This is a genomic window from Pedobacter sp. AW31-3R (genome assembly GCF_052180285.1).
GTDB lineage: Bacteria > Bacteroidota > Bacteroidia > Sphingobacteriales > Sphingobacteriaceae > Pedobacter.
Genome location: NZ_CP197475.1, coordinates 947,757 through 964,803 on the forward strand (window position 1 = coordinate 947,757; position 17,047 = coordinate 964,803).

Here is a 17,047-nt window from a genome sequence, read left to right on the forward strand (position 1 = left end):
TTAAAATAATATTTATTTGTATGCTGTTATTTCAGGGAATCCTGATATTCTTTTCTGATTTTACTGTTCTTTTTACCGTATGCATAATAGATTGCAATACCTAAAAGCATCCATATCGCTAAACGGCCCCAGCTTTCCTTAGGTAAACCTGCCATCATCAGCACACATACCAGCACGCCCAATATAGGAACCAGGGGCACAAGTGGTGTACGGAATGGTCTTACCAGATCCGGGTCTGATTTTCTCAGGATCAATACCCCGATACACACCAGGGAGAAAGCAAAAAGGGTACCGATACTTACCATGTGTCCAAGGTCAGATACGGGTACAAATCCTGCAAAAACACTCACAAATACCATAAACATCAGGTTGGTTTTCCATGGTGTCTGGTTCTTCTTATGTAGATCAGAGAATATTTTTGGCAACAGTCCGTCTTTACTCATGCTGTAAAACACACGGCTCTGGCCCAATAACATCACCAGGATCACCGAAGTATAACCTGCAAGGATAGCAACAATCAGTGAACGGTTTAAGAAGGTATATCCTGTCTGTGCAAATGCAGTAGCTACTGGTTTAGCATCACCTGCAAATTTGGTGTAGTTTTCCAGGCCAGTCATTACATAAGAGAACAATACATATAATAAGGTACAAACGACCAAAGAACCGATAATACCCACAGGCATTCCTTTCTGAGGATCTTTTGCTTCCTGGGCTGCCGTACTTACGGCATCAAAACCAATAAAGGCAAAGAATACCACACCTGCACCACGTAAGATACCACTAATACCGAAGTGACCAAATTCATCACTGGTGAAGAATTCAAAAAATCCTTTTGTACCAGCCTTAACCGCTTCTTCACCTGGATTAACAGGAATAAATGGAGTATGGTTGGCCGGATTGATAAAGCTCCATCCCAGTGCAATAAAGATAAGTACTACCGCCACCTTGACAATAACCAGTATGTTATTGACAGCCGAAGAATCCTTGGTACCCTTCATCAGTAAAAGGGAAAGAAGACATACAATTACAATCGCCGGAAGGTTCACCATTCCACCTTCCCATGGACCATGCAGGAGTTCTTTCGGGAAGTGTACTCCAAAGCCTTCAATGAATTCAGAAAAATACTGTGACCAGCTGGCGGCAACAGTTGCGGCACCCAAGGCATATTCCAATACCAGGTCCCATCCAATAATCCATGCCATAAACTCACCCATGGTTGCGTAAGAGTACGTATACGCACTTCCTGCAACAGGAATCATTGAGGCAAACTCTGCATAACAAAGGCCAGCGAATCCACAACCAACAGCAGCTACAATGAAAGATAAGATGACAGCGGGACCTGCATTATCAGCGGCAGCGATGCCGGTAAGGGAAAATAAACCTGCACCTATGATTGCCCCTACGCCCAGGGCCACCAAGTTGAAACTTGTTAAAGAACGATGTAAAGTCCCTTCACCACTCTCATTAGCTTCCACTAATAATTTTGGAATAGATTTTTTAAATAACATAAGTTAGTTTGTCAGTTAAGTTTTTTTTATAATTGTTAGTTGGATGAATTCAATTTCAAACCTAATTAAAAAATTTAGAAAAATAAAGAGGGATTTTTTTAGAAATCCCCCCTTATTTGATGACAATAATACGTAATAATTAGTTATTTATGAATGTGTCTGTTACATTTTTTACAGTATCAGACATTTGTACTCCATTTTTATCTGTTTTTGTGATAATTTTAACCTCTTTCCTGATTTCTTGCTGAATTGGTTTAGCAACGCCTACAGCAATGTGAGGCGCGATAATCAGCGATACAATCGACATCAATTTGATCAGGATATTCATGGAAGGGCCTGAGGTGTCTTTAAAGGGGTCTCCAACGGTATCACCCGTTACAGATGCCTTGTGAGGCTCTGATCCTTTGTACTCCATCACCTCATTAATTAACACTCCCTTTTCGAATGATTTCTTCGCATTATCCCATGCACCACCGGCATTTGATTGAAAAATACCCATTAATACCCCGGAAACCGTTACTCCGGCCAGTAAACCGCCCAGCACCTCGGGGCCAAAAATAAAACCGACAACAATAGGCACAATGATCGCAATCGCACCTGGAAGCATCATTTCCCTGATGGAAGCATCTGTAGAAATCGCTACACATTTCTCATATTCCGGTTTGGCCTTGTATTCCATAATTCCCGGTATTTCGCGGAACTGACGGCGTACCTCCTGAACCATAGCCATCGCCGCGCGGCCTACAGCAGAAATACATAAAGATGAAAATATAAAAGGGATCATGCCCCCAACAAATAATCCCGCAAGGACATCGGCCTTATAAATATCGATCGATGTGATGCCGGAGATCCCGGCAAAAGCTGCGAACAGGGCAAGCGAAGTAAGCGCTGCAGAAGCAATCGCAAAACCTTTACCGGTTGCTGCTGTCGTATTCCCTACAGCATCCAGGTTATCCGTTCTTTCCCTGACTTCCTTCGGCAGTCCGCTCATCTCTGCAATCCCCCCTGCATTATCTGCAATTGGGCCAAAAGCATCTATCGCCAACTGCATGGCCGTTGTTGCCATCATCCCTGCGGCAGCAATGGCTACCCCATAGAAACCTGCAAAATAATAAGATCCGTAAATACCTGCTGCCAGTACAAGGACCGGAAGTACGGTAGATTCCATCCCTACCGATAAACCACCGATGATATTGGTCGCATGGCCTGTAGAAGACTGGTGAATAATGGACCTTACCGGACGTTTGCCCATCGCTGTATAATATTCGGTGATCAGACTCATCAGGGTGCCTACCACAAGTCCTACAAGGATGGCATAATAGACAGACATCGAGGTGAATTCAAAACCGCGGATTTCCATTACCGGTGGAAGTAACCATTTCACCGCAAAGAAGGAGGCTATGGCGGTAAGGAAGATGGAAAGCCAGTTGCCCATATTTAAAGCATTCTGTACGCTGTCTGTCTCTTTGTTGATCTTCACAAATACGGAAGCAATCATGGAAAAGATAAGGCCCAGACCGGCAATAAGCATGGGCAGCAGGATCGGTGCCATTCCCCCGAAATTGTCGGCAGAAACAATTTCCTGTCCCAATACCATCGTGGCCAGGATCGTCGCTACATAGGAACCGAATAAATCGGCACCCATACCGGCAACATCGCCAACATTATCTCCCACGTTATCTGCTATCGTCGCCGGGTTCCTTACATCATCCTCAGGAATGCCTGCTTCAACTTTACCTACAAGGTCGGCCCCCACATCTGCAGCCTTGGTATAGATCCCTCCGCCAACCCTGGCAAACAGGGCTATACTTTCCGCACCAAGGGAGAAACCAGCAAGGACTTCAATCGTCTTTTTCAGTTCATCCCCCGCACCCGGAGTTCCTGGCTGGACAAAGATGTGGTATAAAATAATAAAAAGACTGCCCAGTCCGAATATGGCCAACCCGGCAACACCAAATCCCATCACCGTACCCCCGGTGAAAGAAACTTTCAGGGCCTGGGCCAGACTGGTACGCGCCGCCTGTGTGGTGCGCACATTTGCCTTGGTCGCAATCCGCATCCCAATATATCCTGCAAAGGCAGAAAAGACAGCGCCTATTAAAAAGGCTACAGCAATTACAGGGCTGGAATGGATAGGAACCTCCGGACTGCCTTCCATGGTACCCGACCAGGCCAGTAAAATTCCGGCAATGATGACAAAATAGGTTAGCACCTTCCATTCAGCCTTCAGAAAGGCCATTGCCCCATCAGCAATATATCCGGCAAGTTCTGCCATGTTTTTATCGCCTGCATCCTGTCGCGAAACCCATGCACTTTGAATCGCCATGACTAAAATTCCGGCCAATCCTATGATCGGAATCAGATAAATTAAGTTTTGTTGTAAGAAATTCATATGTTGATTTATATTGGTTGCTGATCAATTGTCAAACAGCAATTTACAAATTTAAAACAGTTTATAGTACTGAAACATAACGCATATCACATGCTGAAGTGGTGATCGTCATATTTTGTGTATGAATTTCCTTCAATTTGGGATAGAATGTTGGAATTCAACACCATTAGGGAAAAGCCGGTAAAAGGCTGCGCCATGAATTTTAATTGGAGTTTTTTAAATATCTTAGTAAGATAAACCATTATCAACAGACCCTCACCCTAATCGAATTCCACATGAATAATGAAAATCAGGACAATACCTTTAAAAGGGAACTGGGACTGCTGGACGGCACCATGCTTGTCGTCGGATCAATGATTGGCTCCGGAATCTTCATTGTAAGTGCAGACATTGCCCGTCAGGTGGGCTCGGCAGGATGGCTCATCCTGATCTGGGTGTTATCAGGACTGATTACTGTCATCGCTGCGGTAAGTTATGGAGAGTTGAGTGCCATGTTTCCCAAAGCTGGTGGACAGTATGTTTACCTTAAAGAAGCCTACAGCAAGCTCATTGCCTTTTTATATGGCTGGAGTTTCTTTGCTGTCATACAAACGGGTACCATTGCGGCGGTGGGTGTGGCATTTTCCAAGTTCGCCGCATACCTGTACGAACCTTTAAGTGATGCCCATATATTATATCATATAGGCGACTTTAAATTGAATGCGGCACAACTGGTCTCGATAGTGACGATCATCCTGCTTACGTATATCAACAGCCGTGGAGTAAAAAACGGAAAACTCCTCCAGACCTTCCTGACCATTATCAAGATCCTTTCCCTGGCGGGATTGATACTGGGTGGCTTTTTCTTTGCTGCAAATGCTGAAGTATGGAATGCAAACTGGGCAGATGCCTGGAACACCAGGTCATTTGATCTTAAAGAAGGGGCATGGGTAAGCATAGGGGGAACTGCCTTGCTTTCAGGTATTGCTGCGTCCATGGTAGGATCATTGTTTTCCAGTGATGCCTGGGTAGGAGTGACCTTTATTGCCGGAGAGATCAAAAATCCACAGAAAAACGTGGGCCTGAGTTTGTTCTTCGGTACATTTATCGTGAGCGTGATTTATATCCTTGCCAATCTCATGTATATCGCTGTCATGCCTCTGCAGGAAATTGCAGTGGTTAAGTCAGACCGGGTAGCCGTTGCTGCGGCGCAGTATATTTTCGGTGATATGGGTACAAAAATCATTGCCATGATGATTATGGTTTCCACCTTTGCCTGCAACAACGGATTAATTATGGCAGGTGCAAGGGTATATTATACCATGGCTAATGATGGCCTCTTCTTTAAAAAGGCATCTGCGCTGAATCAATCGGGTGTACCGGCTTGGGCACTTTGGTTTCAGTGTATCTGGGCCTCCGTGTTGTGTTTGACTGGAAAATATGGTGATCTGCTGGATTATGTAATGATCATTGTGATCATCTTTTATATCCTCACTATTTTCGGGATCTTCATCTTAAGGAGAAAGATGCCTGACAGGGAACGTCCTTACCGGGCATTTGGCTACCCGGTCCTGCCATTTATCTATATGATTGTAGCGACTGCGATCTGCATTGCCTTACTGTTTACCCGCTTAAGTACCTGTGGCTGGGGAGTATTGATCATGCTGGCAGGAATACCGGTATATTACCTTTCCAGGCCTAAAGAAGGTATTGTTGAACCATAGATTTACACTGTATCCAGATTTCTGGAGTTATCAATTCCATATTTTTGAATTAAAAGCCGTATTTTTGTATAAAAAATAAAGCAATTGGGAACTCCACTAGATATAGGTATAAAAGGATATAATAATTACGGTACACACCTGAAAGAAAAATATAAGGGTCAGCGTGTATTCAAAGTCATTGTTGACGGCGGGTTTACCTGTCCTAACCGTGATGGCAGTAAAGGTTATGGCGGTTGTACCTATTGTAATGTAGATTCATTTACACCCGAGCTTTCCAGGAAACTGCCTACCATACGTGAGCAGCTGGAACAGGGGATGGAACGGGGAAAGAACTTTTATAAAGCAGATAAGTTTATTGTGTATTTCCAGCCCAATACCAATACCTATGCTCCCGTACATTATTTAAAAATGATGTACGACGAAGCCTTGTCTATCAACAGTGAGGATGTCGTCGGCTTTTCGGTGGGCACACGCCCCGATTGTATTGATGCGGAAAAGGTGGCCTTACTGGAAAGTTATACCGACCGTTTTGATGTGGATCTTGAAATGGGAATGGAGTCTATCTATGATGAAACCCTGAACCAGATCAACAGAGGTTGCAGCCATGCTGAATTTGTAGAGGCCGTAAAACTGCTGGACAATAGTCCGCTTGATTTATGTGTACATACTATCTTTGGCTTCCCTTGGGAAACGGAAGAGATGATGTTAAATTATATCCATGAGATCAATAAATTCCCTAAAATCAAATTCGTAAAATTCCATCATCTTCATATTGTGGAAGGATCGATTATGGGGGCCAAATACAAAAAGGCACCTTTTAAATTGTTCTCTCTGGAAGAATATACAGACCTGCTTTGTAAACTGATTCCTTTACTCCGGCCTGATGTAGTGATTCAGCGTTTATTTGGTATTTCCGATTGGGATTTACTGATTGCACCGAACTGGGGCCTCAATAAATCGGCTATCCAAACCTATATCGATAAAGAAATAGAGAAAAGGGGAATCGTTCAGGGGGCTGAATACGTCCCTGCAGTTGTGTAGGGTTCTTTAAACTCCCCGAACAGTTCAATCACCTTTTTCTCCCTGTACCTGAATATCTCCTGCACTTTACCGGCAACAAAAATGCGATTGGCTATTTTTCCGAAAATGCCCATGGGCAACCCATAGGTCAGGATGTCATTCATTTCTACACCACCGGCAATCTCTTTAAAGTGATGCTGGTGATGCCAGAATTTATAGGGTCCAAAGCGCTGCTCATCAATAAAATACCTGAATTCCTCTACCTGCGTGATTTCTGTCATCCAGTCGAGTTTTAATCCTGCTACAGGTGAAACCTTATAGGTAATAATCATTCCCGGATACATTTTCTCCTGTTCACTGATCGCTGAAGTTACGGTAAAAGCCATATCATCAGGGGTAATTTTCGCAAGGTTAAGTGGGGAAGAGAAAAAATCCCATGCTTCCGCCATGCTGATCGGAACACGCTGAGAAAAACGAAGATGATATGCTTGCATAGAATTGAAATTGAATACGGTTCAGCACCCTGATAACAAAATGTTTAAAAAAATGTTTCGATTGATCGAAAGTATTTATAAAAATGATTTTCATATATTTTTTATTGCTTTTTTGAAATAAACACCGAAAAACAGCTATAAATATTCCATTAAATCTAATAATTGTAAAAAAATTGATATTTATTGCGATTTTATTTTAAAAATATTAGTGATTTTTGGACTTATTTCTATTGGTTGTAGTTTTTTATTATGAATATTTGATTTTAAATCACTAATTTCATAGAGTAAACAAACAAAAGAATATTTTTAAACCTAAAAATTAGTAATTATGAGTAAAGTTTTATTTAAACAAGTTGTCCCATTTGCTATTCTTGCGATAGTGGCGATTTTAGCGTTATTTATTCCTCTTCATCCTAACTTCGATGAAGGTAAATATAGCGCCCCCGATATTGCCTGGGTAATCACAGCTACAGCGCTGGTATTTTTAATGACTCCGGGGCTTGCATTTTTCTATGGTGGTATGGTTCACCGTAAAAATGTATTGTCTACCATGATTAAAAGTATCGTGTCTGCTGGGATTATCAGTGTATTATGGATAGTTGTAGGCTTCAGTTTAGCTTTTGGTGATACAATTGGTGGTTTCATTGGTAACCCCTCTACTTTTGCTTTCTTCCAGGGGGTAAACTCAGGACCGTCATGGAGCCTGGCACCTACAATTCCGCTTACTTTATTTGCGCTTTTCCAATTGATGTTTGCCATCATTACACCAGGATTGGTTGTTGGAGCAGTCGCTGAGCGTATCCGTTTTACTTCGTACATCTTATTTATATTACTTTTCGCCATTTTCGTTTATTCTCCATTGGCACACTGGACCTGGCATCCGGAAGGCATCCTGTTCAAAATGGGCGTGCTTGATTTTGCCGGTGGTACTGTCGTGCATATTTCTGCAGGTATGGCTGCCCTGGCCGGTGCATTGGTACTGAAAAGAAGAATTGTACACAAAGACCACCAGGAAATACCTCCTGCAAATATCCCTTATGTATTAATTGGTACAGGCCTTTTATGGTTCGGATGGTTTGGTTTTAATGCAGGTTCAGCTTTAGGTGCAAACAGCCTGGCCGTATCCGCTTTCGCTACAACAAATATTGCTGCAGGTGCTGCAGGTCTTTCATGGATGTTCTTCGATGTATTGAGAGGTAAAAAACCTTCGGTGCTTGGTTTCTGTATCGGTGCTGTAGTAGGACTGGTAGCGATCACTCCGGGAGCAGGTTTTGTGTCTATTCCATCAAGTATCTTTATCGGCTTCTGTGCTGCTATTATCTCTAACCTGGTTGTCGTATGGAAATCTAAAACCAGCCTTGATGATACACTGGATGTATTCCCTTGCCATGGGGTAGGCGGTATCGTTGGGATGTTATTAACCGGTGTATTCGCCACAAAAACTGTGAACTCGGCAGGTGTTGACGGATTGTTCTACGGAAATGCAGATTTCTTCCTTACCCAGCTGAAAGGTGTGGTAATCGTTGCCGTATTCAGTTTCGTTGCCTCTTTTGTGATCTTTAAACTGATCAATTTCATTCAGCCAATCCGTGTAAGTTCAGAAGAAGAATTAGAAGGTCTGGATTCAAGTCAGCATAATGAAAAATACTCACAGGGTACTTTAATCGTTGCTGCAACAGGAGCAGAAATCGATCATAACCCATAAATCTATATCATTTGATAAAACGTCTAAATTAACCTTTTCAACCTAAACCGTTTATGAACCTAAAGTCTCTATTTACAATTTCTGCCCTTGCAATCAGTGCAGCCAGTTACGCTCAGGAAGCTGAAACGACATCAAGTCCATTGCAAATTTCCGGATCTGTGGATACTTACTATAAGTATGATTTTTCCAAGAGACCGAACATAGGTACAAGTTTTGCAAATGACCAGAACTCAATTTCTTTGGGTATGATAGACCTTGCCTTGAAAAAGACTACAGGGAAAGCCTCATTTGTCGGTGAACTGTCCTTTGGTCCGAGAGGCCAGGGTGGATCATTACTTCCGGGGGATAGCCCTGATGGAACAGAGTCTTTCCATATCCAGAATTTATATACCACCTATGCCTTCACAGATAAGTTCTCGATGACAGCAGGGTATATGGGTACATTCATCGGATATGAGATCATTTCTCCGACAGGTAATTTTAACTACTCTACTTCGTACCTTTTTACGAATGGCCCTTTCCAGAATGCCGGGATCAAAGCCAATTATGTGTTCTCACCTAAAGTGGCTTTAATGGTTGGTTTGTTTAATGACTGGAATGTGTATAAAGACGAAAACGGGGTTTCGCATTTTGGGGCACAGTTAACGCTTTCTCCTGCGGAAGGATGGACAGCATACCTGAACATGTTAACAGGAAGAGCTGCAGGTGCACCTGGAACAGGATCAATTTATGACCTGACAACTTCTTATCAGGCTACAGAAAGCTTTAAAGTTGGCCTGAATGCAGCTACCTATTCTGTTTCGAACAATAACGGCGGATACAGCGGTGCTGCATTGTATCTGCAGAATGCATTCTCTTCCAGTGTAGCACTGGGACTCAGGGGAGAATATTTCAAATCCAAAGATGATGTGGATGGCATGACACTATCCGGGGTAGTACCGGGTGAGTCTGTATTCGCCTTAACGGTTTCCGGAAATTTAAAAGCTGGAGGTTTGACTTTTATTCCCGAGATTAGATTCGATAATGGATCATCTGAACAATTCCTCAAGAAAGCTGGTGATCCTACAAAAAGTGCTTCACAATTTTCTTTAGCAGCTGTATATGCGTTTTAAACTAAATAACTCTTACTCAATCCGCCAGATCAACAGATCTGGTGGATTTTTATTTTTAATGACCACCATATTTTGTCTGTCGTCCTTCGCCCAGAAAACGACCGGCACGGAAGATCTTCCTCTCGATGAAAGGGGAAAGTATATCCGGTATGAAGTGGTAGAGAAAAAGGATATACCAACAGATTCCCTACGCTACAGGGCTGCGGCCTTCCTGAAAGTCAAAAAGCTTTCCGGTATTACTGCAGGTAATGAACCGCTGACTGCCGGAGGGAAGTTCCTGATCAGTAAAACTGCTTTTGTCCTTACCCGCCCTTCGGGAGAGGTGTCTTATCACTTTGCTTTTGAAATCAAAGAAGGTAAATACCGTTTCTGGTTGACCGATTTTGAATTTACCCCCTATAAACGTGACCGCTATGCCAATTATGTACCCAGTACAGGGAAAAAAATCCCATTGGAAACTGTGCCGGACAAATGGAATAAAGCCGAATGGGAATCCTATGTGACAGCCACGGCTAAACAATCAGCCGCTTTTGCAGATGATTTTAAAGAATACCTGGCGGCAGAAAAGAAAATAGTTGCCCAGCCAAAAGCCAAAACTTCTGTGTCTACTAAAAACTGGTGATTGCTTTAAGAAGGAGCAGGTCACCAAAAACGATATCCGCCCTAATGCACCATTTTATCCGCACAGGTAGAACTGGCAAAGGCTTCAGGCTTCGCTTTAAAGATAAAGCCCATACTTAAGATATACCCCATCGCTTCATTCAGTGCCTTGTTGGATTTAAACATCGGACTGGTATTGATATCTGCGTGTACCTCCAGGTCAACATCGTACAAATCCAGCAGGTCGCATACCGAATAGGCCGTTTCAATCGACTTTTGTACTTCCACCAGCATCCTTTCTTTAATGCTCATTTTCTGGGTCGTCTTTTCCTGGTGGATATACATGAAACCTCCATGGTGCTCCCTCAATAAAACGATTACAGTGGCAAAGTCAGTCGAGGGACCTTTCACCTGTGAGTCGGTACCGATACAAACTTTCAGGTGAAAGCCGTTTTCAGACTCCCTGATGATAGCTTTTTCTACTTCTTCGAGAATAGACGATTGGACAACTTCGCCATTGAATTTTTTCCAGGTCATACGTTAAAGGTGTTAGCAAAACAACCTATAATCAGGTTTCCTAAAATTAAGTTGATTATGCTAAATATACGTTAAATAATTGTTGTTTATTTACTAACAATCAGACTGTTGTCAACAGTTTTTTAGTTTTGTTCCTTTCTGCACGATCCTGCGCCCTTTGCCCGAAAACACAAAAAATAAAACAATCCGCACGCAAATAAGTTGTTTATAGTATACTATGGTAAATAAAACAATCATAATCTCAAATCGATTACCCGTAAAAATCGTAGAACAAGAAGGACAATACATCCTTAGTCCCAGTGAGGGAGGCTTAGCTACCGGATTAGGCTCCGTTTATAAACAAGGAAACAATGTGTGGATAGGCTGGCCGGGTATAGAAGTTCCGGAAGAACGGCAGGACGAAGTACGTCATCAGCTGGCAGAATTAAACCTGATCCCAGTCTTTTTAAGTGCCGAAGAAATTAACCTTTACTATGAAGGTTTCTCCAACGAAGTACTATGGCCCGTATTTCACTACATGATTACCTACGCCAACTTCGACCAGACGTACTGGGATTTCTATAAAAGTGTAAACCGTAAGTTTGAAGCGGCTACAGCAGCGCATATCAATGAAGGGGATACCGTATGGATCCATGATTATCAGTTGTTGCTGCTGCCCTGCATGATCAGGAAAGCACAGCCCAATGTCACTATCGGCTTTTTCCAGCATATTCCTTTCCCTTCCTATGAAATCTTCCGCTTAATCCCATGGCGGGAAGAACTCATTGCCGGCATGTTTGGTGCAGACCTGCTGGGCTTTCATACCTTTGACGATGTACGGCATTTTTTAAGTGCGGCATCGAGGTTGTCCTCCGCAAAAATAGCGGATAATATCATTACCCATAAAGACAGGCAGATTGTCGTGGAATCTTTCCCTATGGGAATAGATGCTGATAAATTCCAGAATCTGGTAAAGGATCCCACTGTCCAGGCATATAAGGAGTCATTTAAGGAATCCCTGCAAGATACAAAGGTCGTTTTGACCATCGACAGGCTGGACTACAGCAAAGGAATCCTGCAGCGCCTTCAGGCATATCAGCTATTGCTGGAAGAGCATCCAGAAAGTGTAGACCGGTTATCCTTATACATGATTGTCGTTCCTTCCAGGGATACGGTAGCGCAATACAAAGAACTAAAAGACCAGATCGATCAGTTGGTGGGAAAAATCAATGCCCGTTTCAGAACGCTGAACTGGCTGCCTGTGCATTATTTCTACCGTTCTTTTCCGGTTGAATTTTTATCTGCCCTGTATTCCAGTGCAGATATTTGCCTGGTCACCCCAATGCGGGATGGTATGAACCTGGTGAGCAAGGAATACATTGCCAGCAGGACCAATAATACCGGCGTGCTTATCCTGAGTGAAATGGCCGGTGCTTCCAAGGAATTAAATGATGCCCTGGTTGTCAATCCCAATAATATAGGGGATGTGATGCGGGCCATTGTGAAAGCCGTAGATATGCCTCTGGCAGAGCAGAAGGCACGGATGAGCGTAATGAGAGCAACAGTAAAAAAATTCGATATACACCTCTGGGTGAAAAATTTTATGGACAAGTTAGAAGAAGTAAGAGAAATGCAGGAATCCCTGTTGACGAAACATGCCGTTAAGGCCGTAACTGAACAGATTGGACGTGAATATGCCGAAGCACATGACCGCTATATTTTCCTCGATTATGATGGAACCCTTGTTGGCTTCAATGCCGATATAGAAAGGGCCTCTCCCGATCAGGAATTGTATGATATCCTTACACAACTGTCCGCCGATCCGGCAAATAAAGTGGTGATCATCAGTGGCCGCAGGCATGAAACACTGCAGGAATGGTTTGGCCATTTGAAACTCGACCTGATTGCAGAACATGGTGCCTGGCAGAAACATTACCAGGAAGAATGGAAAGCATTGCCATTGCTGACCGATGCCTGGAAAAAAGAAGTCAGTGCCGTATTGGATACCTATACCGACAGAACCCCCGGCTCATTTATTGAAGATAAGAGTTATTCCCTGGTATGGCACTACCGTAAGGTAGAAGAAGGCCTGGGTGAACTCCGGGCGAATGAAATTATCAACCACCTCAAGGTAACCATCGCGAATAAAGGTTTGCAGATGATGCCGGGAAATAAGGTGATAGAATTTAAGAACATAGAAGTCAATAAAGGGAAGGCTGCATTGAATTGGTTATATGGCAACACGCCCGACTTTATCATTGCCCTGGGAGATGACCATACCGATGAAGATATTTTTAAAGCATTGCCGCCTGAAGCCTATACCATTAAAGTAGGAAGCAATATTTCAGCAGCAAAATACTACCTGAGGAATTTTGCAGAAGTCAGGGGCTTTTTAAAGACACTGTATACAGACGGACCTTCCGTTGTGGCATAAAAATGTAAATTGAAGCATAAGAAGAGAATCGAAGTCATAAAAAACGCCGGTTTCCATTTCGGAAACCGGCGTTTTTTATGACTAACTGGTGTCTGCAGTTCTTTAGAAGAAGACAGGTTTATCCAGCTTAATGGCAATTCTGTGTGCTGCATTCATCAGGCCGACATGACTATAAGCCTGAGGGAAATTTCCCCATTGACTGCCATCCTTCTCATCTACATCCTCCGCAAATAAATCGAGGTGGTTTCCATAGCCGACCAAAGATTCAAAAGCTTCCACCGCATCGTCAATACGTCCTACAATGGCCAGGGCTTCCACATACCAGAATGCACAAATCAGAAAAGTGGTTTTAGGTTTCCCGAAGTCATCTGTATGGCGGTAACGGTAAAACAAGCCATTCTCTCCTTTAAGCTCATTTTCAAGCGCAATAAGGTGATCTTTTGCCCGCTGTGAATCAGGATCAAGGTAATTCATTAAAATCAGCTGCAGGGTGCTGGCATCCAGGTGTGCACTGCCAACCGCATGGTTGTACACCTTCCGCTCTTCATCATAACACGCTTCGATATGTGCAGCAGCGCGGTCCATCAAACTGATCGCACGCTCTTCAAATTCCTGGTTACCGATAGTTCTGGCCATCTTTAATGCCGCCTTTGCACCTGCCCATTGGAACAGGTTGGTATAACAGTGCATATTCGCGAGGTTCCTGAATTCCCAGATCCCTGCGTCTTTCTCATCAATGGTATGTTCAATTTTCCGGAGCAGGTAATCCAGCCATTTTGTGGAATCCTTTCGCTCACTGAAGATAAACCGGCTATCAGTATATAAGGGGAGCATAGAGATCAGCACCTGTCCGTAAATATCATTCTGGATATGTTCATAGGCCTGGTTCCCTACACGAACGGGCTGGTTGCCCATATAACCTTTCAGGTTAGTCAGGATCCGCTCTGTCAGCACCCGCTCACCTGCAATACCAAACAGGGGCTGGTAACGTTCATCCTCCCGGAAAGAAATATCCGTGATATAGTTGAAATACCGCTCCATTTCTTCAAAATGACCGATATGGTTCAACGCCGTGATCACGTAATAGGTATCCCTCATCCAGCAATACCGGTAATCCCAGTTCCGGGTGCTGCCAGGCGATTCAGGCAGACTTGTGGTACTTGCGGCAATGATGGCCCCGGTATCTTCATACTGGTGGATTTTCAGGACCAGGGCAGACCTGATCACCAGTTCCTGATGGAACCCTGCTATGGTGGAATGTTTGATCCATGTCCTCCAGTATTTTTTGGTCTCTATCAGGAAACGTTCAGCAGTACTTTCAATCGGGGCCTCCAGGTTGTATCCATAGGTCAGGATAAGGTACCTCACATCATTCAGGGCAAAATAACTCTCATCAACAATATAGGAAAGGGAAATATTGGTACTCAGCTGCATGTTATTTTCTGCTCCCCTGAATACAATATGGTTGCTCCCGCGTGAGCCTTTCTGTTCACCTGCACCATAATCAAAGGTCGGTTTACAGGTCACCTTGATTCTCGGATTACCTTCCATGGGTTCGATCTTACGGATCAGCATTAGAGGTTTGTAATAACGTTCATACTGATGAAAACGCGGAGCAAAATCCGTTACCTTATATTTACCTTCTTCTGTACTGATTTCAGTAACCAGGATATTCGTATTTTCAAGATAATGCTGGTCTGTGGTGTATTCACCTTCAGGAAGAATCGAAAATTCTCCTCCGTTTTCTTCATCCAGGATACCGCCGAATACAAAAGAACTATCAAATCGTGGCCAGCACAACCAGTCAATATTTGTATTTTTATTCACATGTGCGAGGAAAGCACAGTTTCCAATAATGCCTGTTTGGTACGTATGTCTCTTCATTAATTGTATTGTTTAAACAAATAGAACAACTTACACTCTTATTTGTTGTACTAAAAAGCGCAAAAGAAAAATTCAATTCATATTTAAATCCCAAAATCATGAACGCAGAACTTATTCAGGAATTCTACTTACTGCAGCAAAGCAGGGCAAACAGGACATATGTTGATGTGATGGAAGAAAAGGTGTACTCGCCTATACAGGAAGCCAATAACAGTGTGACAACCTGGGTATCCAGAAGGGGGAAAATGCTGATGCAATTGGAAACTAAAGTAGAACGCAGCATGAGAAACCTTAAACGCAAATTCCTTAAGTTTTAGCCGCTCCGCTTTTAAAGCCATTCTTAGCTTAATTCCCTTATCTTTGCTACATGATGTTAGAAAAGGTACTGGGTAATTTAAAAATCAATTCCCTGAATGAAATGCAGGAGTCTTCTGTTGCTGCTGCTGCCAAGGGAAAAGATGTTGTTTTACTTGCGCCAACAGGTTCAGGTAAAACGCTTGGCTTCTTATTGCCGGTTTTAAAGAATCTTAAGCCCGAAAATAAAGGTGTACAAGCATTGGTGCTTGTGCCTTCAAGGGAACTCGCCCTGCAGATTGAACAGGTTTTTAAACAGATGGGTACCGGTTTTAAGGTGAACTGCTGTTATGGCGGCCACCCGGTAAAAACGGAACGCAATAATTTTGAACAGCCACCTGCAGTGCTAATCGGTACGCCCGGAAGAATAGCCTATCACCTCAGAAAGGAAAATTTCGACGAGTCCACCATCACCACCCTGGTTCTTGATGAATTCGATAAAGCACTGGAGTTCGGTTTTCAGGAAGATATGGCCTATATCATCGGAAACCTGAAATCGCTGCAGCAGCGTGTGCTTACCTCTGCAACAGCCATGGAAACGATTCCCGATTTTACAGGGGTTAGTGGAGCCATACAGATCGATTTCCTGAAAGATATCAAGGTAGTGCCCGACCTGAAACTGAAAAAGGTGATGACCACAGCCGAGGATAAGCTGGATACTTTATTTGAGCTGATCTGTAAAATAGGCCATAAAACAACACTGATTTTTTGTAACCACCGGGAAACGGTCGACCGGATCAGCGATTTGCTGATTGACAAAGACCTGGCCCATGATATTTTCCACGGAGGAATGGAGCAGGATGAACGAGAACGTGCTTTACTAAAGTTCCGGAATGGGAGTATCAAGATATTAATTACCACAGACCTGGCTTCCCGCGGACTTGATATTCCTGAGGTGGAATGTATCATCCATTATCAGCTGCCTTATACCGAAGATGCCTTTCTGCATCGTAATGGCCGTACCGCAAGGATGAATGCCAAGGGAACGGCTTATCTAATGATCGCTGATGACGAGAAATACCCTTTCCTAAAGAACGATATCGAAACGGAAAAACTAACCGGTAAATATGATCTGCCAAAAGACAGTCAGTGGCAGACCCTCTATATTGCTGCGGGTAAAAAAGACAAAGTGAACAAGATTGATATTGTAGGCCTGTTGTTGAAAAAAGGGGGATTGCAAAAAGATGATGTGGGACTGATTGAGGTAAAAGATCAGAGTTCATACGTAGCTGTGAAAAGGAAAATGGTCAATAAAGTACTGGCTGCCCTGGCTAATGAGCGGATAAAGAATAAAAAGGTTAAAATAGAAATAGCAATGTAATTTT

General features: G+C 43.2%; 13 protein-coding genes. 8 read left to right on the forward strand and 5 right to left on the reverse strand.

Annotated features, from left to right (window positions below; genetic code table 11):
- Positions 1-26: 26 nt before the first annotated feature.
- On the reverse strand, positions 27-1,508 hold the full coding sequence (locus ACSBL2_RS04015; protein ID WP_442590380.1) for an amino acid permease: 1,482 nt from the start codon (positions 1,506-1,508) through the stop codon (positions 27-29).
- 139 nt (positions 1,509-1,647) lie between these two features.
- Positions 1,648-3,900, reverse strand: a complete 2,253-nt coding sequence (locus ACSBL2_RS04020) for a sodium-translocating pyrophosphatase (protein WP_442590381.1) — start codon at positions 3,898-3,900, stop codon at positions 1,648-1,650.
- A 275-nt stretch (positions 3,901-4,175) separates the two neighbouring features.
- Between ACSBL2_RS04020 and ACSBL2_RS04025 the strand changes: the two genes are divergently transcribed.
- Positions 4,176-5,603, forward strand: a complete 1,428-nt coding sequence (locus ACSBL2_RS04025) for an APC family permease (RefSeq protein ID WP_442590382.1) — start codon at positions 4,176-4,178, stop codon at positions 5,601-5,603.
- Between the two features lie 84 nt (positions 5,604-5,687).
- A complete protein-coding gene (locus ACSBL2_RS04030; RefSeq protein WP_442590383.1) occupies positions 5,688-6,644 on the forward strand; it encodes a TIGR01212 family radical SAM protein in 957 nt (318 codons plus the stop codon).
- Here ACSBL2_RS04030 and ACSBL2_RS04035 read toward each other — a convergent pair.
- The gene (locus ACSBL2_RS04035) at positions 6,611-7,117 is read right to left on the reverse strand and encodes an SRPBCC family protein (protein ID WP_442590384.1); all 507 of its coding nucleotides are present in this window, start codon (positions 7,115-7,117) and stop codon (positions 6,611-6,613) included. The genes ACSBL2_RS04030 and ACSBL2_RS04035 overlap by 34 nt on opposite strands.
- Before the next feature lie 328 nt (positions 7,118-7,445).
- Here ACSBL2_RS04035 and ACSBL2_RS04040 point away from each other — a divergent pair, with 328 nt between their 5' ends.
- The 3 genes from ACSBL2_RS04040 to ACSBL2_RS04050 are packed head-to-tail and all read left to right on the forward strand — an operon-like array spanning position 7,446 to position 10,556.
- Complete coding sequence (locus tag ACSBL2_RS04040) at positions 7,446-8,822, forward strand: ammonium transporter (protein WP_442590385.1); 1,377 nt, start codon at positions 7,446-7,448, stop codon at positions 8,820-8,822.
- A gap of 53 nt (positions 8,823-8,875) precedes the next feature.
- A complete protein-coding gene (locus tag ACSBL2_RS04045; protein WP_442590386.1) occupies positions 8,876-9,934 on the forward strand; it encodes a porin in 1,059 nt (352 codons plus the stop codon).
- On the forward strand, positions 9,924-10,556 hold the full coding sequence (locus ACSBL2_RS04050; protein ID WP_442590387.1) for a hypothetical protein: 633 nt from the start codon (positions 9,924-9,926) through the stop codon (positions 10,554-10,556). Before ACSBL2_RS04045 ends, ACSBL2_RS04050 begins: the two co-directional genes overlap by 11 nt.
- Before the next feature lie 41 nt (positions 10,557-10,597).
- Here ACSBL2_RS04050 and ACSBL2_RS04055 read toward each other — a convergent pair whose 3' ends face one another.
- Complete coding sequence (locus ACSBL2_RS04055) at positions 10,598-11,071, reverse strand: ribonuclease H-like YkuK family protein (RefSeq protein WP_442590388.1); 474 nt, start codon at positions 11,069-11,071, stop codon at positions 10,598-10,600.
- A gap of 217 nt (positions 11,072-11,288) precedes the next feature.
- Between ACSBL2_RS04055 and ACSBL2_RS04060 the strand changes: the two genes are divergently transcribed.
- Positions 11,289-13,484, forward strand: coding sequence for a bifunctional alpha,alpha-trehalose-phosphate synthase (UDP-forming)/trehalose-phosphatase (locus ACSBL2_RS04060; RefSeq protein ID WP_442590389.1), 2,196 nt, complete (start codon positions 11,289-11,291; stop codon positions 13,482-13,484).
- 102 nt (positions 13,485-13,586) lie between these two features.
- Here the strand turns inward: ACSBL2_RS04060 and ACSBL2_RS04065 are convergent, their stop codons facing one another.
- Positions 13,587-15,368, reverse strand: a complete 1,782-nt coding sequence (locus ACSBL2_RS04065; RefSeq protein WP_442590390.1) for a glycoside hydrolase family 15 protein — start codon at positions 15,366-15,368, stop codon at positions 13,587-13,589.
- Between the two features lie 98 nt (positions 15,369-15,466).
- Here ACSBL2_RS04065 and ACSBL2_RS04070 point away from each other — a divergent pair, with 98 nt between their 5' ends.
- Together ACSBL2_RS04070 and ACSBL2_RS04075 are read left to right on the forward strand one after the other, a co-directional pair.
- Positions 15,467-15,685: a hypothetical protein gene (locus ACSBL2_RS04070; protein WP_442590391.1), complete on the forward strand. Its 219-nt coding sequence runs from the start codon at positions 15,467-15,469 to the stop codon at positions 15,683-15,685.
- 50 nt (positions 15,686-15,735) lie between these two features.
- Entirely contained in the window at positions 15,736-17,043 is a 1,308-nt protein-coding gene (locus ACSBL2_RS04075) for a DEAD/DEAH box helicase (RefSeq protein WP_442590392.1), read from the forward strand.
- Positions 17,044-17,047: the final 4 nt, after the last annotated feature.